The following is an 18,447-nucleotide window of genomic DNA, read 5'->3' on the forward strand; positions in this document are numbered from 1 at the left end:
GCGTAGCCGACGCGATCGCGGGCGCTCCGACCGGAGCCGGACCCGTTATCCTCGAGACCGTACCTGATGTTCCACAATGCGTCCCGCAACGCGGCGCCCAACGAGCCCATTATCGTGGACACGCCTTTTGGGCGGCTGCGTGGTGTGCGCGTGGGCGACCTCCGGTGCTTCAAGGGCGTTCCCTACGCCGCCCCGCCGGTCGGCGCGCTGCGCTTCCGCCCGCCACAGCCGCTACCGCCATGGGCTGGAACGCGCGAGGCGCTGGGTTTTGCGCCGGTCGCGCCGCAACCGGCTGATCCGGGCTTCTATCCCGGTGATCCCGACGCCATGCCGCGGGTCCCGGCAAGCGAGGATTGTCTGTACCTCAACGTGTGGACGCCGGCGGCAGCCGGACCTCATCCGGTACTCGTCTGGCTCCATGGCGGCAGCCAGATCGTCGGCGGCACCAGCCGCCCGGTCTATGACGGCGCAGCCTTCGCGCGTGCCGGCATCACATGCGTTACGGTCGGCCATCGGCTCGGGCTGCTCGGGTTTCTCGAAGGCGGGCGCATCTTCGGCGAGCGTTTCCGCGGCAGCGGCAACAACGCGTTGCGCGACGTCGTGGCGGCGCTGTGCTGGGTTCGGCAGGCGATCGCTGCCTTTGGCGGCGATCCCGGTCGGGTCACGATCGGCGGCGAGTCGGCCGGGGCAAAGAATGTCGCCGCGCTTCTGGCTGCGCCGTCGGCGACAGGCCTTTTCCATGCGGCGTTCTCGAGCTCCGGCGGCGGCGACACGATCGATGCGCTGGATGATGCGGACGCCGTCGCCGGGCGCGCCCTGGCGCTCGCGGGCGGCGACGGACAGCGTCTCCTGACGATGCCGGTTGCCGACCTCATCGCCCTGCAGACGCAGCTGCGCGGCGAAGAGGTGCGGCGGCAGCCTTTTCGGGCCGTGCTGGACGGCGCATTCCTGCCCGAGACGCCGCAGCGACTGCTACCCCGCCAGCCGGTCCCGCTGCTGATCGGCACCGCGCGCGATGAGATGGCCGCCTTTTTCGGCAGCTTCCAGGGCGGAAGCGCGATAGCGCCGCAAGACTGGGACGGTCGACAGCTGACGCATCTGTCGCCCAGCCTCATGGCGGAAGCGGAAGCGCGTGCCTTGCGCGTTTGGCCTGCCCTGCCTGCAGACACTCGCCGCCAGCGGCTGCTGACGGCGGAGGAATACGAATGGCCCTCGATCCGACTGGCCGAAGCTCATGCCGCGGCCGGAGGGCCGAGCTGGGTCTACCGCAATGACCGCCCCCTTGCCGCCGGCCCCTTCGCCGGCCTCGCGCCTCATGTCGCCGATCTCGGCCTCATCTGGAACCAGCCGGGGCCGTATGGCACGCCAACCGCACTCGGCGGCAGCAATATGCACGACGCCGTAGCGACCTTCGTCCGGACCGGATCCGCTCCCTGGACGCAATACGATGCCGAGAGGCGAGCGACGCAGGTTTTCGGCCTTGGCGGCAGCGCGCAGCTTCAAATGGACCCGTCAAACGACCTGCGCCGCATCTTCGATGGCTTGTTCCATCGTTAGCGACCGGTCTCCCCGCTCCTTCAAATCCGGAACGTCAGCCTTCAAGCAAGGTCCCAACTTTCGTTAATGGCGGGATCGGGCCATCCAAGAGAGAACGAAAAAGCTCGCAGTCTTAAGCATTGCAATTCGGTGGACGACAACGACCGCCAGAACTGGTCCAATGACGACTCGGGCGCTAATTCTCGGCTCGCTGAGAGCTTGCTGGCAGCACGCGATCACGGGTATCAGGTTGGTATACTCAGACGCTGAGGCCCAGAAGTCGGAGCCACGACCGGATGACCCATGCTCCGCTCTATATCGATTACCTGAATGCGCTGGACGTCGAAGCTCTGGCGCTGACCGACGCCGAGATCATCGCCGCCGTCGAGGCCGGACTTTCCGCGCAAGGCCGCAAGCAGACCGAGATCGAACCGCGTGTGCACTTGATGCCGAAGGCCGGCGCCAACGGCCATTTCAACGTGCTGCGCGGCGCCTTTCGAGCGCCGATCGAGCGGGCTGGCGTCAAGGTCATCGGCGACTTTGTCGACAATTACAAGCTTGGCCTGCCCTCCGAGATGGGCCTGCTGCTGCTGATGGACCCGATGACCGGTGTCCCGACAGCCATCGTCGATGGCAGCCACCTCACCGATATGCGTACCGGCGCAATCACCGCGATCGGCGCGAAATATCTCGCGTCCAAGAACTCCAGGGTGCTCGGCCATATCGGCGCGCGCGGCACGGCCTACTGGAACGTCCGCCTGCTCGATTCTCTGTTCGATTTCGATGAGATCCGGGTGCATTCACGCCGGCCCGAAAGCCGCGAGGCCTTTGGCGCGAAGCTCTCCGCCGATCTCGGCAAGAAGATCGTCGTGACCGAGGACTGGCAGAGTTGCGTCGAGGGCGCAGACATCGTCGTCGAGGCCTCGCGCTTGAGCGAGCCGGCCCCGATGCTGAAGACGAACTGGATCAAGCCGGGCGCCTTCGTCGTGCCTTATGGCACGATGAGCGCGGTCGAGCTGTCGCTGACCGACATCATGAGCAAGCTCGTGGTCGATGACTGGGGCCAGTGCAAGGGCGGCCCTTTCGGCTCGCTGCGCGCCCATGTCGAGGCTGGAAAGCTCTCGGAGGAAACGCTGCACGCCGAGATGGGCGAAATCGTCGCGGGGCTGAAACCCGGCCGCGAGCGAGAGGATGAGACGATCCTGTTCTGGCATCGCGGCCTCTCGCTCTCGGATATCGCGCTGGGCCATTTCATGCTGGAGAAGGCGAAGACCATGGGCCTCGGCCAGCGGCTGCGCTACGCGTGAACCTCGTTGCCAGCGCGCGCATGTATGCCGTCGATAATGCGACGATCGCCGCGTGGTCAGCCCTGTTTTCCCGGATCGCGGCGCTGAGCGGCGTTCCGCTCGACATCATCGCCCATGCCGCACCGGCGCCGCTCGAAGATCTCTGGCGACGCGACGATCTGGGGCTCGCCTTCATGTGCGGTTACCCCTTTGCAAGCGGTCCTTTCAGCGTGAGGCCGGTCGCCGCACCCGTTCCGGCCTCCGGCGATGGCATGCCGTTTTACGCGACGCATCTGGTCGTCAGGGCCAGAAGCGACATAGCGACCCTGCAGGACAGTTTCGGCCACCGCATCGGCTGGACGGTGGCGCATTCGCAATCGGGCTTCAACGCCATCCGGACGCATCTGCTAGGCGATTGGCGTGAACGCGGACTGCTTTATCGCGAGAGCATCGGCCCGCTACTGACACCGCGTCGCGTCGTGGAGGCGCTGCTCGCTGAGCGGATCGATATCGGCCCACTCGATTCCTATTTCTACGATCTGTTGCTGGTGGCCGAACCCGAGACGGCGGCACGCCTGCGCATCGTTGCGACGACGACACCCAGGCCGATGCCGCTGCTGGTCGCCTCGCAAGCGGTCGAGAACGAGGTGGTCGCGAGCTTGCAGCAGGCCCTGCTGGCCATCGCCGACGATCCGGCCGGACGCGAAATCCTGGCGCATCTGCGGCTGACGGGCTTCCAGGTGGTCGAGGCGGAAAGCTATCGGATACTGGTCCGCGAGGCGCAGGCTGCGGACGCTGCGGGCTACATGCAGCCCGGGTGACAGGCCGCTCTTGGTGACCATCAGGAGACGGCAGTCCCGGCGCCTCTGGCCCTGATCGCTGCCAGCGTGATCCGGCCGAGCGGCTGACCATCCTCACTCAGGATGGTCGCGGCTTCGCGGCCTTCGGCGAGCAGGGCCGACAGGACGGAACGCATGGAAAGGCTTCCGGGCAGGCTGAAGCCATCGCTCGCGCCACCGGGCTCGACGGCATCCGCCGCCCGCACCAACGAGAGCCGGCGCAGTGCCCGGTCGGCGCCCACGAAATCGGCGACGAATTCGTTGGCGGGTGCGGCGAGTATTCGGTCGGGCGTATCGTATTGCACGAGCTTGCCGTCGCGCATGATCGCGACGACGTCGCCCATATGGATCGCCTCGTCGATGTCGTGCGTCACCAGGATGACGGTTTTGCTCAGCCGCTTCAGGATGCTGAGGAATTCCTCCTGCAGCCGCCCCCGCACGATCGGATCGACTGCGCCGAAGGGCTCGTCCATCAGCATCACCGGCGGGTCGGCTGCGAGTGCGCGGGCCACCCCGATGCGTTGGCGCTGTCCGCCCGAGAGATGGCGTGGATAGCGTGAAAGATAGAGTTTTGGATCCAGCCCGACCAGATCAAGCATCTCTTCGCTGCGCGCCTTGATCCGCGCGACATCCCAGCCAAGCAGCTTCGGCACTGTTGCGACGTTCTGCGCGATCGTCATGTGGGGGAATAAGCCGATCTGCTGGATGACGTAACCGATGTGGCGGCGCAGCTCGACCGGATCGGCCTTGGTCACATCCCTCTCACCGACGAAGATGCGTCCCGATGTCGGCTCGATCAGCCGGTTGACCATGCGCATCGTCGTGGTCTTGCCGCAGCCCGATGGCCCGATCAGCACGCAGACCTGCCCCTTCTCGATCGTCAGGTCGAGCGCATCGACGGCCGGGCGTGCGACGCCGGAAAAGACCTTGGTCACGGCTTCCAGGCGGATCGTCATGCTGCCCCCATCCGCACTTGCCGTGTCAGAAGTCGCTCGACCGCGGCAAAGCCGACCTCGACGACGAGCGCCAGGGCCGCGACCGCGACCGCTCCCGCGACGAGCTGCGGGAAGTTGAAATTCGCCATGCCGGCCGTGATGAGCTCGCCTAGCCCTCCACCTCCGATGAAGGCCGCGAGAGTCGCGGCCGAAACGATCTGTACGGCAGCCGTGCGGATGCCAGCGAAGATCACCGGCAGCGCCAGAGGGATTTCGATTTTCATCATCACCTGGCGATCCGAAAAGCCCTGGCCGCGCGCAGCTTCGACGATGTCGGCGTCGACCTGGGTAAGGCCGGTATAGGTATTGAGCAGCAGCGCCGGCAGGCCATAGAGCGTCAACGCCACCACGGAGGGCAGGAAGCCCGTGCCGAGCAGCGGCAGCATGATCACGAGCAGAGCCAGTGAGGGCACCGTTCGCAGAATGTTGACGATCGCGATGGCAGCATTGGCGAGGCCGCGTTGACGAGTCAGGACGAGGCCCAGCGGCAGCGCGATCAGCAGAACGGCCACCAGCGCGATGCCGCTGAGCCAGAGATGGTTCTGCAGCGCCACGACGAAGATCTGGGGATTGGCGGCGATCCATCCGGCCATCAGGCGTGCTCCGCCTGGTTCGCGCGCATCCAGTTCTCGACCCGGCGCAAGCTCTCGTCGCAGAAGATGGCGAGCGCCGAGGTCACCACCGCGCCAACCACGACCTTCTCGCCGAAATCCTGGGTGATGCCTTGGAAAATGATATCGCCGAGCCCGCCCGCATTGATGAACGCGGCCACCGTCGCGACCGAGACTTGCGTGACCACCGCGATGCGGACGCCAGCGATGATCACCGGCAACGCCAGCGGCAGCTCGATGGCGAACAGCCGGCGCCAGCTGCCATAACCCATGCCGTTGGCGGCATCGAGGATATCCGGAGAGATTTCGCGCAAGCCGGTCGCCACGTTGCGGATAATGATCAGCAGCGCATAGGCGACGAGCGCGACAATCGCCGGCCAGAAGCCAAGGCCGAGATAGGGGATCAGCAGAGCGAAGATCGCCAGAGCCGGCACAGTGTAGAGCGCCCCCGAAACCAGTAGCACGACGAGCGCAAAGCGCGGGCGCCTTGCCGAAAGCACACCGAGCGGCACGCCGATCACCAGCGCGATCAGCAGGCCGACGCCGACGAGCTGGATGTGCTCCCACAGCGCCAGCAACAATCGATCGTAGTTCTCGATCGCCCAGGTCACGGGGCGACACCGTTGTCGGCCGCGATGTCTGTCGGCATGAGATCGCCAGCCTCGATCGCGCGCGCCAGCGCCTCGTATTCACGGCCCATCGGCCGGTCGTCGCCGAGGCGCGGAACGAGACTGCGCACAAACGCATGCGCGGCACCGGTGCCGCTCCCTAGCCTGATCGGGCCGCGCAGATCGACGGCTTCTGCCGCCACGACCAATTCGATCGCAGCCAATCGCGTCAGACGCCTGGCGATGGCATGCGTCTTCTCGACGATACGCGGCGTCATCGGCGCATAATCCTCGACGCCGTCGGCAACCGGCAGCGTCAGTGCCCCGAGCGGCAAGGCGAGATGCCGGATTTCGGCTTCCAGCGCGGAGGCCGTCTTCTGGCTCGTCGCAAAACCGGAATGCGACCCGCCATGTCGGGTCAGGAAGCGAGGCAGGTCGCTGGCCGCCGGCGACATCAGCTTCACGATCCGCGCCGCCGAGATCGCTGCCACATGCGACATGGCGAGGCCCGCGGCTTCGAGCGTCAGCGCCAGCTCTGTGGTGTCAAAATTGACGCTGGAGAGCATCGCATCGCGCTCGATCAGCACCATCGGGCTGTCAGGTGCGCTCGCCAGCTCCGCCTCGACGGCCAGCCGCACGGCGGAACTGGCGCGGGCGGCGTGACCCGCGACCGGAGCCAGGCAGCGGAACGACAGTGGATCCTGCACCCGCCGGGCCGCGCCAGGCGCCCAGAGATCACTGCCGGCGAGCACGGCCGTCAGTTGCCTGACGCCTTCGGCATGGCCCGACGTTCCGCGCAACCGATCGAGCTCGGCATCAAGCGGTGAGAGATTGGCGCGGAAGGCTTCAAGCGACAGGGCGCCTGCGAGCAAAGCGGAATCGAGGGCTCGCTGCATGTCGGCGACCGCCAACGCTGCCAGGCCAATGCTCTGGGCGTTGGCATTGAGGAGAGCAAGACCGTCCTTAGGGCCGAGTGCCGGCAGGGCGATGCCGGCTGCGGCCAGCGCGTCGCCGCCGGGCATCGTGCGGCCCCCGATCTGCGCCTCGCCGGCACCGACGAGCGGCAGGAATGCCTGCGCCAGCGGCGACAGGTCGGCCTCGCCGAGCGAGCCGATCCGTCGCACGACCGGATGAACGCCGGCGTTGAGCATAGCGGCGATAGCCTCGGCCAAATCGGGCGAAATCCCTGAGGTGCCATGGCAGATCGCGGCGAGTCTCGCCGCCAGCATTGCCCGAACCTCCTCCGTCGTCATGATATCGCCGACGCCGACCGCCCGCGCCTGAATCGCGCGCCCCTGGAAGGCCAGGATCGCCTCGTCGGCAAGTCGGGTGTCGACGGCCGCGCCGAGCCCGGTGGTCAGGCCATAGACGGTGTCGCCGCGTGCGAGAGCGCGCATGACCACCGCCCGCGCCGCTTCCAGTCGCGGGCGGACCGACCCGTGCAGCCGAGCCGGCGTCATGTCCCGTGCAATGGCGACAATCGCCTCGATCCCGACTGCGCCTTGGCCCAGGACGACGTTCCCGTCAGGTATCTTCGCTGCCCGCACCGGTGCGGTCGCGACGTTCAGCTCAGAGACCCTTCGCCTTAAGGAAGTTCACCGCGACGGTACGCGGCTCCTTCTTGTCGACCTCGACCTGACGGTTGAGCTCCTGCATGGTCGGGTTGTCGAGCGCAGCGCCAACCTTCTCCAGGATCGCGACGATCTTGGCGTCGTTGGCTATTTCGGGGCGCACGACCGGGCACAGGTAATAGGGCGGGAACAACGATTTATCGTCGTCGAGCGCGACGAACTTCTCGGCCGCGATCTGCCAGTCGGTCGAGAAGCCGTTGGCGACCTCGATCTGCTTCTGGTTCAGGGCTTCGTAACGCAGTCGCAAGGCTGCAAACTGCTTGAACTCGGCGAATTGCGCGCCGTAGACCTCTTTCAAGCCGGCGATGCCGTCGCGGCGATCGACGAACTCGGTGCCGGCGCCGAGCCGGAGCTTGGACGAGGCCTTGCCGAGATCGCTCAGGGTCTTGAGGTTGAATTCTTTGGCGGTCTCGGGCCTGACCACGATCGCATAGCCGTTATTGATGTTGGATGCCTTCAGCCAAGTCAGGTTGAACTCCTTCTCGTAGAAGGCCTTGACCATGCCGCGGACCTTTTCGGGATCGGTCTCGGTCACACCTTGCGCCTTCATGACGGCGTTGAGGCCGGTGCCGGTGTATTCCGGATAGAGATCGATCGCGCCGCTCTTCAGCGCTTCATGCGCAACGAGCGTACCGCCGAGATTGATTTTGCGCTCAACCTTGAAGCCGGCCTGTTCGAGCGCGGCGGCATAGAGTTCCGCCACCACGAACTGCTCGGTGAAGTTCTTGGAGCCGATCTTGATGGTCTGGGCCGAGGCGGAGGAAAGACTGACCGCCAACATCGCGGCAGCTGCGAAGACCGTTCTGATAAGGCGCATGGATGGGGCTCCTCGAGGTCCGATGAGAAAGGCTAGCAAGTAGGGGCGCCGATGCAAGGAGCCGACCACACAAAGATCAGTGAAGCGCCATAGCCCGCGCGTTCTGCTGAGATGGAATGCAGTGCTTTTAGGGTATGGCGTTGCGCTCACCGCCCCGGATCGGCACCGGCAGCCTATTTTCCGTCGGTGCAAGGGGACAGACCCATGCTTCTGAGTAGGCGCAGGATGGATAATAGGCGAAGTTGAAATCGAGGATCAGCTCGCCGTCGTCACTGCTGCCGAGATCCGCGCTCTTGATCGTGTCGAGCAGATAGCGCCCGCCAGCAAAACTCTCCTGACCATTCGTCGAGTCGCCAAAGGGCAGGAAGACGCCGCCGCCATAGCCTTCGATCCAGTAGAGCGTCAGTTCCTTGCCCAGCGCGGAATCGAGCCCCTGGGTGATGGCAAAGGGGACAAGTGTCATCAGACCATCTTTACCCGCTTCGAGCCTGATGATCTCCCGATCGATGGCGGCGCCCAAGCCAACCTTGAATCGTATGGCTGGATCGTAGGGAAAATAATCAATTCCGCGAAATTGCGCGCGGCGCGCGGAGGCAAGCGGAGATTGCAGATGTTCCCGGAAGAGCCTGTCGCGAGCGCTTCGCCAGTACATCCAGCCGTCGCGACCGGGCATGGCCCGCACAGCGGCATAGAGATCGGCGACCTGGCAGCGCCAATCATGCAAGCTCGAATATTTCTCTAACGCCGTGCTCTGGGCGAGCGTCGCCTCGTCACGCTTCAAGATCTGATCAGCCATGGTATTTCGCCCGAGCGATCTCGTGAGGAGGGACATGGTCGAGTGCGTCAACGCACCAAACCTCTCCGGGTTGCAACGGTGAGTGATCGTCAGCTTTCGGGCAGTCAGTCGATGTCAGCAGCGACCGAGCTCCCAGCAACCACTGACCAGTTCGGCTTCAGATCGGGCGTTGCTCGATCGCATCGACACGATCCGGATAGAAGGCGACATAGGCTTTTATCGCGTCCACGGCATCGTAAGGCGTCTCGTACGTCCAAACGGCGTCAACCGAGCGTCCTCCCCCATTCGGGATGCTGAAATACGACGCCTCACCCTTATAGGGGCAGTACGAATGGGTTTCCGATCGGTTGAGCGCTGTCATGTCGACATCGGCGCGTGGAATATAGTGGACTGCCGGATATGCAGCCTCTTGTAGTATCAGGGCGTTGACGCTGTCGGCGACAACCCGTCCGCCAACGCTCACGACGATGCGGCTGTGGCTGGGCGTGATCGTGATCGGATGGTCGGGGCCGGGAATTTTTACGATCCTCGGATCCATTTCCTCTTCCTTCAGCCCAGTCTGCCGGAGCAGCGAATGTCGAACATGGGCAGTCCGCTGACCGAATTGGCTATCGCCGCCTAGTCCTGCAAGACGTGCGAATGCTCAGCCAATCGGGCGGCCCCATTTCGCAGGATATCGACGGCGATCGATCGAGACGGCCGAGCTTGGATCGAACAAGCCGTCTTGACCCAGCGGATTTGAGCGCTGTTCTGGATGTCCTTATCGGCTGGAGAGCCGATAGCGGGCAAGCGCGGCATCTGAGCCTTGAAACTCTCACGATAGCTCAGGGCCGCTTGCAGCCCCATCGCTGTTCCCCGCGCGCGGGCCTCGCACACAGCACGCCCGAACTGCGACCCGTCAGCCGACTAAGGGTCAGGCTTCAAGTCTCCTGGAACGGTCGGGATCAGTTCCGAGACGGTCGGGTGGATCGGAACCGCCCCTTGCAGCACGGGATAGGATGCTCCGGTATGCATCATGTCCAGGATGATCACGATGGTGTCGAGGAACTATGTCATGGCAAAGGGCTTCGCGATGAGCGCAACACCGGGCAACTGCGTCGACCGCCAGATTTAATTTCGTCATGCTTCCGAGCGACCGCGGAGCGCCGCCGGCCGCGTTCGCGACTTCTGGCTCCGGCCACGTCTGTCCAGTCAGTATGGGCTTCGCTCATGCGGGAACCTAAGGAGGCCGCCGCCGTTTGAGGCCGAGTGAACGAGAGAGGCGACGACATGATCAGGCTTATTCTTGCGGGTGCAGCAGGCTACATGTTGTGGCGCAGGCCGGAGTTGCGAGAACGCGTTTTCGGATTGACGCGAGATGTTCTCGACCGTCTTACGGCGTCACCCCCGCGCAGGTGACACAGGGAAGATACGCTCACGGCGCGCGCTGAGAACCTGCTTTCGTCCTTGCGCGACGATGGAAGCGGAATTGCGAATGCCGAAGATGCGACGGAAGGCCGATCTGCCGACGAAGATCTGCGTGTCCTGTGGTCGGCCGTTCGCATGGCGCAAAAAATGGGAGCGTGTTTGGGAGACGATCGCGACATGCTCGGACCGCTGCCGCGAAGCGGCACGGCGGGACCGTCGAGTCACGGATTGACCCTCGTTTTCGTCCTGGGCGATCAGCTCACCCGCGATCTGTCCGCGCTGGATGGCCTGGCGCCTGGCGACGTCGTTCTGATGGTCGAGGTCGCCGACGAAACGACCTATGTCCGTCATCACAAGCAGAAGATCGCGCTCGTCCTGTCAGCCATGCGGCATTTCGCGGCGGAACTGCGAGCCGAGGGGATCACCGTCGACTATGTCGGGCTCGACGCGACAGGGAATACGGGTGCGTTTGGCACCGAACTCGTCCGAGCCGTAGCGAGGCATCGGCCCGACAGGATCGTCGTCACCGAGCCGGGCGAATGGCGCGTGCGCCGCATGATGGACGATTGGCCGGCGCTGACCGGTGTCCCCGTCGAGATCCGCGACGATGACCGCTTCCTCTGTTCTCGCGCCGAATTTCGGCACTGGGCCGGCGATCGGCGCAGCTATCGGATGGAGTTCTTCTATCGCGAGATGCGCCGCCGGACCGGCATTTTGATGGATGGAGACGTGCCCGCTGGAGGACGCTGGAATTTTGATGCCGAGAACCGGAAGCGGTTGCCGAAGGGGATGCGCTCGCCGCCACGGCCGGTGTTCGAGCGTGACGCGATCACGAGCCGCGTGCTTGACCTGGTAGCGTCGCGTTTCGCGGATCATTTCGGCGATCTGGACGCATTCGATTGGCCAGTCACGCGCAGGGATGCTGTGAACGCGCTCGACTGGTTCATTGCGCAGGCGCTGCCGCGCTTCGGCGACTATCAGGACGCCATGGCAGAAGACGATCCGCGTCTTTTCCACGCGCTTCTCTCGCCTTCTCTCAACCTCGGCCTGTTGACGGCGCGAGAGGTCTGCGTCGCGGCCGAGCAGGCCTATCGGAGAGGCGATGCGCCACTGAATGCGGCTGAAGGCTTCATCCGGCAGATCCTCGGCTGGCGCGAATATGTGCGCGGCGTCTATTGGCTGGAGATGCCGGCCTATGCCGAGACCAACGCGCTTGAGGCGGAGCGGCCTTTGCCATGGTTCTACTGGTCTGGCGAGACCGAGATGAACTGCCTGGCCCGTGCCATCTCGGACACGAGGCGCCGCGCCTATGCCCATCATATCCAGCGGCTGATGGTGACGGGCAATTTCGCGCTGCTCGCCGGCATCAGACCAGCCGACATCGAGGAATGGTATCTGATCGTCTATGCCGATGCCTATGACTGGGTCGAGCTGCCGAATGTGCACGGTATGGTCGCCTTCGCGGATGGCGGCATGCTGGCCTCCAAGCCCTACGCCGCCTCTGGCGCCTATATCGATCGGATGTCCGATTACTGCGGCCGCTGCGTCTACAGCCCGCAGATCAAGACCGGCAAGGGCGCCTGCCCGTTCAACCTGCTGTACTGGAATTTCCTGATGAGGAACCGCCAAAAGCTGGAACAGCTGCCCAGAATGGCGATGCCCTACCGCACGCTCGATCGCATGGACTCGTCCCGCCGCGAGACGATTCGCAGCGAGGCCCGTGCTTTCCTCGAAGGCTTGGCAGAGCCTGGCACGAAGATGCATGTCGCGACACAGGGTGACCTGTTCGGCTGAAGGCGGCATCCCCGCAACCAGACATCAATATGGAATTCGCGCGCCATCCCAGGCCAGCAATGCGCCGGATTGCTCGCTGGTCGCGTTCTCCAGCACGTTGAGCAGGTTCGCCGCGGCATCCTCGGGCGCGAACAGCCCGGCATGGGCCTCGTTGCTCCGGAAGGGCTTCGACAGGCGCGTCGTGACCGTGCCGGGGTGCAGCGACAGCGCTATGGCCTCGGGGCGCGTCCGCTTCAGCTCGATCGCGAGCGTCCGGATCACCTGATTGAGCGCTGCCTTTGAGGCGCGGTAGGCGTACCAGCCGCCGAGCCGGTTGTCCTCGATCGATCCCACGCGCGCCGACAAGACGGCGAAGATCGATCGGCCCTGTCGCGGCAGCAGCGGAATGAAATGCTTGGCGATGACGGCAGGTCCGATGGCGTTGACCGCGAAGAGTCGCGCCATCGCGGCCGGGTCGATCATCTTCAGCGCTTTCTCGGGATGGATGTCGGTGTCGTGGAGAAGGCCGCTCGCAACGATGACGAGGCTGACCGGTCCTGCCGACCCGATCGATCCCGCGATCCGTTCGATGCTGGCCTCGTCGGTGATGTCCGCGGTGTGAAAACGGATGACCTCGTGAGGCGCACAGGACGTGCGCGAGATCCCGTGGACCATCGAATACCGGCCCGAAGCGGCGATAGCCTCGGCGAGCGCGCCGCCGATCCCGCCAGAGGCACCGATGATCACCGCTGCATCTGGCACGGGCGGATGCCTCCCACACGATCTGTCACGACGGCGTCATCCCTCGAACCCGAATTCACCGGCTGCTTCCCACGGACCTCCACGATAGCGCCAGAGTTGCAGGGCTGTCCCAGTCACGTCGAATGGTTTGAACGCCTCCGACAACCGTCGGTAAAGCGCTTTGGCGGCATCGGCCGGCACCTTGTTCTGGATCGTCACATGCGGGCGGAAGGCCTGCGCATCTTGTGGTGTCAGATGAGCACACCAGCGTCGCGCGATCATCTCCCTAACGTCGATCAACTCGCTGCCGCTGACATTGTAGGCCACGCCATTGCCCAGGAACCGAAGCGAAGGAATCGATAGCTTCAGCGCGCCGGTTCGGCCTGCCACCGATGCCAACTGCCCAGCGATTTCACTGCAGTGATCGCCGGGCAGATGATGAAACATCGTCAAATGTGCCGGAACGAGGTTGCGGCTCGGCGGAAAGTGACGCTCGCGCTCGGAATTGAATCGCACAAAGCTCTGCTGATCCAGACGCAACGTCACGATAAGTGGCGAATCGTCCCTCACCATCGAGGTCTCCCCTACGCCAAGCGCCATCGGCTTTTTTGGAGGCTGAGGGTCCGGCAGCGTCAGATGCAATGGCCTCGATTCCGAGGACAGGCAACCCTCTCCTGTTGGTGCCTTGCGGTGCTGGTCCGGCTCACCATTCGGCAAAGAGCTCCGTGAGCACTGCGAAGGCCAGCTTTCGGGTCGTCTTGTCCTCGGCGATCAGGCCTTTCCGGTTGAAGCCCTTCTGAAAGCCGGTCTGGCGGCGCTCGGTCCGGAAATCGTAGAGCAGCCAGGCGGCGATCCCGGCGACGTAGGGTGTCGCTGCCAGCCTTCTCACCTGCTGGCGATAGAACTCGGCCTGCCAGTCCTCCGTGAACAGGACACGGCCGGCGCCCCGGTGGCCGGGCAAGGCATCGGCGCCGGTCTCCGAGACGATCACCGGCTTGTTGGGGGCCGAATTGGCGAGCAGGCGGTCGAGCCCGGAGAAATCCGGTTCGTACCAGCCGAAATATTCGTTGAGGCCGATGACATCGAGATGCTCGGCAAGCCGATCCTCGATGGCGAAGGTCTCGCGATTGATCAGGCAAGCGGCGCCGATCAGCCGGGTCGGGTCCGCCTTCCTGGCGGCCTGCGCGAGCCGCGCCATGAAGGATAGGCGCGAATCGGTGTCGGCATTCTCGTTGCCGACACCCCAGAGGATGACGCTGGCCCGGTTGATGTCGCGGGCGATCAGCTCGCGCAGCTGGTTCTCGGCATCGGCATAGGTATCGGGGTTGTCGAAGGCGATCGCCCAGTACACCGGGATCTCGGCCCAGAGCAGCAGGCCCATCTCGTCGGCGATCCGCGCGACGTGCTCATGGTGTGGGTAGTGCGACAGGCGCAGGAAGTTGCCGCCGAGTTCCTTGACGTGGCGGAAACGGCGGCGGACATCGTCCTCCGTCGAGACCTTGCCGAGCGCCAGATCATCCTCATGGACGCAGACGCCCTTGAGCCAGATCTTCTCGCCATTGAGCAGGATGTCGGTGCCACGGGCCTCGATCGTGCGAAAGCCGAGGCGCTCGGTGATGCGATCCTCGCCGCAGGAAAACACGGCATCGTAGAGCCGGGGCGCTTCTGGAGACCATGCTTGTCCCGTGAATGGCGTCGTCACCTCGCCCTCGCCATCCCTGACGGCAATGGAGAGCGACAGGCCGAGCTCGGGGATGTCGACCCTGGCGGTCACGTCGACCGTCTCGGATAGCGCGATCGAGAACCGAATCTGTCGCCCATCGGGCAGCAACGCGGCGCGTGCCTCGCGGATGAACACCGCCGGCAGGCGCATCAGCGAGATCTCGCGGTAAAGCCCGCCATAGTTGAACCAGTCGATATGCTGCATCGGCACGCGGACTGGGGAGCGCCGGTTCTCGACCATGACCTGCAGGCGATTGCGGCCATTCCGCAAGGCATCGGTCACATCGAGGCTGAACGGCGTCGAGCCGCCGCGATGGCCGCCGACATGGATGCCGTTGACGAACACGAGCGCCGCATAATTCGCCGCTCCGATATTGAGGATCGCCCGTTCGCCAGCCGGGCCGCTTTGCCAGTCGAGATGGCGCGTGTACCAGGCGGCGCCCTCGAAATAGGTCCATTCCGGCTTCAGCAGGTTCCAGCACGACGGAACGGGCACGAGCTCCCCCGCCTCGATCTCGTAATCGCGCGGCTGCGACCATTGCGACGGCGGCGTCTCGTCGAGCGCGAACCATTTTTGCCGCAGGCCCTCGTCGAAGAGGTCGAGCGTCAATCGCCAGTCGCCGGCCAGCGACAGCACCGGCCGGCCGTTGACCGGCACATAGGTCGCGGCGCCGGCGAGCCCGGCGAGATAGGGCCGGGCGTAGTCCTCGTCATGGAGATGATGGAAAGGATCGTCGGCCGCCATCATCGCGCTCCGAGCCGGTAGCCGATGCCGATCGTCCGGCGGAAGCGCCAGTTCCAGCGGCCGGGGAACAGCATATCGGCGATCATCGCGATCGCGATCCAGCGGAACCAGGTCGCGAAGCCGTTGGAAATCCCTTGCGGCTCCTCATAGCCCTTGACCCAGCCATCCTGCCGGCGGACGCCGGTGCGGACATCGCAGAAGCCGCCATCCGCGTTCTGGTCGGCAAGCAGCGCGTCGAGCAGGGTGGAGAGCCATTGGCGGCTCTCGTCACGGCGATGGTCGAGCAAGGCGAGGCCGTGGACGAGGACATCGACCGCGTCCACGTCGATGCAGGCGGAATCGACGCGCGGCGGCAGCGAGAGCACGTAGTCCACCGAGCGGTCGAAGGCGGCAGGGATGCGGCCTTCGTGATACCAGATATGGAAATTGTGCATCGAGCCGGCGAAGGCGTGCAGCAGGCGCGTCGGGTCGGAGAGCTGGCCGACGCCCCAGAAGCCGGTGCTGGGCTCGCGGTTGCGGTCGTGCCAGCCATAAAGAATCTCGAGCGCGGCATCGACGCGTGCCCGCATCGCGGCATCCCCGTCCCGCCGCAGGAGCAGGAAGAAGCCCGCCAGGTTGACGATGTTGTTGCCCTCCTGCCAGGGGTCGTTGAGGTCGCGATCGGCCAGCCAGGCCTTGAGTTTCAGCGGATCGAGGAAGGGCTTGGCGAAAGCCAGGTTCGGCCGCCGGCCCGGCTCCAGGGCATCGATGGCACCGAGCGTGTAATTGGTGACGTGGAAGTCGATATAGCGCCAGGTCTCGTCCCGATCGGGCTTCTTGAACACGGCTTCGCCGGTCATGCCGGGCACGCGGACGATGCCGTCGAGGCGGCGGTGCCCTTCGAGCCAGGTGACGAGCGCGGCCCTCTCGCCCTCGGAATAGCCGCCGAGCCCGCCGATCAGGTCGAGGCACATGATGCCGTTATAGGTGCCGTAGAGGCTGACGCCCGGCCAGTCCGCGGGATCCTGCGCGGCCGAAATGCGCATGACGCCGCGCGGCGCACCCGGCACCTGCATCGTGGCGAACCAGTCGAGCGAGCGCCGCCTCGCGGCCTCGATCGCGGCCGTGCGGCTGGTCTGCGATATCGCATCGTACATCAGGCTCATCCCTTGACTGCCCCGCTCGCCATGCCCGCCATCACCCGTTTCTGGGCGAGCAGGAACAGCCCGGCCACCGGCAGGGTGGTAATCACGGCGAGCGCCATGATTCCCTGGAAATTGGCCCCCAGCTCAGTGTTCATCGACAGGAGCGCCACCGGGAGCGTGTAGGTGTCGGGTGTCTTCGAGATCACCAGCACCGGGAACCACTGGGCCCAATTGAGCAGGAAGGTGATCAGCGCGACCGTCGCCGTGATCGAGGACGCCATCGGCAGGACGATGCGAAACAGGATCTGCGCCTCGTTGGCGCCATCGATGATCGCGGCCTCGATGACCTCGCCCGGAATCTTCCGGAAGAACTGCTCGAACAGGAAGAACTGGATCGGGCCGAGCGCCAGAAAGAGCACGATGCCGGCATAGGAGCCGAGCAGGCCGAGCTTGAACATCACCAGATAGACCGGGATCAGCAGCAGCATGTAGGGGTACATGATCGTGACGAGGAAGCCGTAGCGCAGCGCGGTGAACCCGGGCAGCTGCGGCTTGCGCGTCAGCGCATAGGCGCCGAGCGCGGTGACGACGACGCTCAGCACCGTCGAGGCCGTGGTGATCGCCAGCGAATTGGCGATGTAGCGCACCAGCGAGACGCCGCCGAGGCTGGCGATCTCCGTGAAGATCGAGAAGTCCAGTGTCTCGGGCAGCAGTCGCAGCGGATCGTCCATGATCGCCCGCGTCGAGCGGAAGGCGCTGACCAGCATCCACCAGTAGGGGTAGAGGAAAGCCAGGCCGACCAGTCCGGCGAAGACGTAGGCGACGATCTGGAGCGGCCGGCTGACCCGCGCCATCTGCACAGCGGCACTCATCGCGCGGCCTCCCTGTCACCCAGGCGATAGATCGTCAGCGAGATACCGATCACGATCAGGAAGAGGACGCTCGCCATCGCCGTCGCCTCGCCATAGCGGCCCTGATCGAAGAGCTGATAGGCGTAGTAGGAGACGAAGTTGGTCGCCTCGTTCGGCCCGCCCTTGGTCATCACCACGACGACGGTGAAGGTCTTCAGGAACTGGATCAGCGCATAGACGGTGTTGATGATGAAGGCGGGCTTGAGCTGCGGCAGGATCACATAGCGCCAGCGCTGCCAGGCCGTGGCGCCGTCGACATGCGCGGCCTCCTCGAGCGCCCGGTCGCGGATGGCGAGGTTGGCGTGGAAGATCAGCATGTAGAAGCCGGCATGATGCCAGAGCTCGGCGATCAGGAGGGAGAGCATCGCCGTCGGGCCGGTGGTCAGCCCGGCGAAGGCCGGCAGGCCGATGGTGTCGAGCAGCGCGTTGATCGCGCCGAAGGAGCGGTCGTAGAGCCAGCGCCAGACGACGTAGCCGGCGACGTCCGGCGTCACCACCGGCAGGAACAGCGCCAGGCGCAGGAGCAGGCCACCGCGTTTCAGGAGCGGCGAATCGATCAGGGCCGCCATGCCGAAGGCGAAGCCGACATTCGCCGCGACCGCCACCGCCGTATAGAGGAAGGTGCGCAGCAGCGAGGCCAGGAAGGCCGGATCGGCGAAGATCGCGGCGTAATTGGCGAAGCCGACATAGGTCGGGTTCGGCCGCAGCGCCGTCGCCGATGCGGTGAACGACACCATGATCGACAGCACGATCGGCCAGACGCCGAACAGGATCGTGAGCACCGCAAAGGGCAGGACGAAGAGATAGAAGATCCGGTTATGCCAGACCGTTTCAAGGGTCGTGGTCATGCTTGTCTGCCCTTCGGAAGGAGGTTCGGCCGCGGGCCGCGCGAAGCGGCCCGCAAT

At 64.9% G+C, this 18,447-nt stretch carries 18 protein-coding genes; 5 read left to right on the forward strand and 13 right to left on the reverse strand.

Annotated elements, in window-relative coordinates:
- Positions 1 to 66: 66 nt before the first annotated feature.
- The 3 genes from V7S63_RS27605 to V7S63_RS27615 all read left to right on the forward strand — a co-directional run bounded on the left by V7S63_RS27605 (position 67) and on the right by V7S63_RS27615 (position 3,643).
- Positions 67 to 1,557 (forward strand): carboxylesterase/lipase family protein, encoded by a 1,491-nt coding sequence (locus V7S63_RS27605; protein WP_336532678.1) that lies wholly within the window; start codon positions 67 to 69, stop codon positions 1,555 to 1,557.
- Between the two features lie 275 nt (positions 1,558 to 1,832).
- A complete protein-coding gene (locus V7S63_RS27610) occupies positions 1,833 to 2,843 on the forward strand; it encodes an ornithine cyclodeaminase family protein (protein ID WP_336532679.1) in 1,011 nt (336 codons plus the stop codon).
- Positions 2,840 to 3,643: a phosphate/phosphite/phosphonate ABC transporter substrate-binding protein gene (locus V7S63_RS27615; protein ID WP_336532680.1), complete on the forward strand. Its 804-nt coding sequence runs from the start codon at positions 2,840 to 2,842 to the stop codon at positions 3,641 to 3,643. Before V7S63_RS27610 ends, V7S63_RS27615 begins: the two co-directional genes overlap by 4 nt.
- Positions 3,644 to 3,663: 20 nt before the next feature.
- Here the strand turns inward: V7S63_RS27615 and V7S63_RS27620 are convergent, their stop codons facing one another.
- The 7 genes from V7S63_RS27620 to V7S63_RS27650 all read right to left on the reverse strand — a co-directional run bounded on the left by V7S63_RS27620 (position 3,664) and on the right by V7S63_RS27650 (position 9,657).
- Positions 3,664 to 4,617 carry an ABC transporter ATP-binding protein gene (locus V7S63_RS27620; protein ID WP_336532681.1) on the reverse strand — a complete coding sequence of 318 codons (954 nt, stop codon included), beginning with the start codon at positions 4,615 to 4,617 and terminating at the stop codon, positions 3,664 to 3,666.
- A complete protein-coding gene (locus V7S63_RS27625) occupies positions 4,614 to 5,249 on the reverse strand; it encodes an ABC transporter permease (RefSeq protein WP_091836925.1) in 636 nt (211 codons plus the stop codon). The genes V7S63_RS27620 and V7S63_RS27625 overlap by 4 nt, the downstream gene beginning before the upstream one ends.
- Positions 5,249 to 5,878 carry an ABC transporter permease gene (locus V7S63_RS27630; protein ID WP_100962224.1) on the reverse strand — a complete coding sequence of 210 codons (630 nt, stop codon included), beginning with the start codon at positions 5,876 to 5,878 and terminating at the stop codon, positions 5,249 to 5,251. Before V7S63_RS27630 ends, V7S63_RS27625 begins: the two co-directional genes overlap by 1 nt.
- Positions 5,875 to 7,422 (reverse strand): HAL/PAL/TAL family ammonia-lyase, encoded by a 1,548-nt coding sequence (locus tag V7S63_RS27635; RefSeq protein WP_336532682.1) that lies wholly within the window; start codon positions 7,420 to 7,422, stop codon positions 5,875 to 5,877. Before V7S63_RS27635 ends, V7S63_RS27630 begins: the two co-directional genes overlap by 4 nt.
- A gap of 22 nt (positions 7,423 to 7,444) precedes the next feature.
- Positions 7,445 to 8,323, reverse strand: a complete 879-nt coding sequence (locus V7S63_RS27640; protein ID WP_336532683.1) for a glycine betaine ABC transporter substrate-binding protein — start codon at positions 8,321 to 8,323, stop codon at positions 7,445 to 7,447.
- A 127-nt stretch (positions 8,324 to 8,450) separates the two neighbouring features.
- Complete coding sequence (locus V7S63_RS27645) at positions 8,451 to 9,119, reverse strand: DUF1684 domain-containing protein (RefSeq protein ID WP_336532684.1); 669 nt, start codon at positions 9,117 to 9,119, stop codon at positions 8,451 to 8,453.
- 157 nt (positions 9,120 to 9,276) lie between these two features.
- A complete protein-coding gene (locus tag V7S63_RS27650) occupies positions 9,277 to 9,657 on the reverse strand; it encodes a DUF427 domain-containing protein (RefSeq protein WP_336532685.1) in 381 nt (126 codons plus the stop codon).
- A gap of 936 nt (positions 9,658 to 10,593) precedes the next feature.
- On the opposite strand from V7S63_RS27650, the gene V7S63_RS27655 reads away from it, so the two are divergent.
- Together V7S63_RS27655 and V7S63_RS27660 are read left to right on the forward strand one after the other, a co-directional pair.
- On the forward strand, positions 10,594 to 10,758 hold the full coding sequence (locus V7S63_RS27655) for a DUF2256 domain-containing protein (RefSeq protein WP_199777459.1): 165 nt from the start codon (positions 10,594 to 10,596) through the stop codon (positions 10,756 to 10,758).
- Positions 10,704 to 12,320: a cryptochrome/photolyase family protein gene (locus V7S63_RS27660; RefSeq protein ID WP_336532686.1), complete on the forward strand. Its 1,617-nt coding sequence runs from the start codon at positions 10,704 to 10,706 to the stop codon at positions 12,318 to 12,320. Before V7S63_RS27655 ends, V7S63_RS27660 begins: the two co-directional genes overlap by 55 nt.
- A gap of 24 nt (positions 12,321 to 12,344) precedes the next feature.
- Here the strand turns inward: V7S63_RS27660 and V7S63_RS27665 are convergent, their stop codons facing one another.
- The 6 genes from V7S63_RS27665 to V7S63_RS27690 all read right to left on the reverse strand — a co-directional run bounded on the left by V7S63_RS27665 (position 12,345) and on the right by V7S63_RS27690 (position 18,390).
- Complete coding sequence (locus tag V7S63_RS27665) at positions 12,345 to 13,061, reverse strand: SDR family NAD(P)-dependent oxidoreductase (RefSeq protein ID WP_336532687.1); 717 nt, start codon at positions 13,059 to 13,061, stop codon at positions 12,345 to 12,347.
- A 36-nt stretch (positions 13,062 to 13,097) separates the two neighbouring features.
- On the reverse strand, positions 13,098 to 13,613 hold the full coding sequence (locus V7S63_RS27670; protein ID WP_336532688.1) for a 2'-5' RNA ligase family protein: 516 nt from the start codon (positions 13,611 to 13,613) through the stop codon (positions 13,098 to 13,100).
- Between the two features lie 130 nt (positions 13,614 to 13,743).
- Positions 13,744 to 15,507, reverse strand: a complete 1,764-nt coding sequence (locus V7S63_RS27675; RefSeq protein ID WP_336532689.1) for a glycoside hydrolase family 2 protein — start codon at positions 15,505 to 15,507, stop codon at positions 13,744 to 13,746.
- A complete protein-coding gene (locus tag V7S63_RS27680) occupies positions 15,507 to 16,643 on the reverse strand; it encodes a hypothetical protein (RefSeq protein ID WP_336532690.1) in 1,137 nt (378 codons plus the stop codon). Before V7S63_RS27680 ends, V7S63_RS27675 begins: the two co-directional genes overlap by 1 nt.
- Before the next feature lie 5 nt (positions 16,644 to 16,648).
- Positions 16,649 to 17,503, reverse strand: coding sequence for a carbohydrate ABC transporter permease (locus V7S63_RS27685; protein ID WP_336532691.1), 855 nt, complete (start codon positions 17,501 to 17,503; stop codon positions 16,649 to 16,651).
- Positions 17,500 to 18,390: a carbohydrate ABC transporter permease gene (locus V7S63_RS27690; RefSeq protein WP_336532692.1), complete on the reverse strand. Its 891-nt coding sequence runs from the start codon at positions 18,388 to 18,390 to the stop codon at positions 17,500 to 17,502. The genes V7S63_RS27685 and V7S63_RS27690 overlap by 4 nt, the downstream gene beginning before the upstream one ends.
- Positions 18,391 to 18,447: the final 57 nt, after the last annotated feature.

Source organism: Allobosea sp. CCNWLY174 (assembly GCF_037120455.1).
Classification (GTDB): domain Bacteria; phylum Pseudomonadota; class Alphaproteobacteria; order Rhizobiales; family Beijerinckiaceae; genus Allobosea; species Allobosea lupini.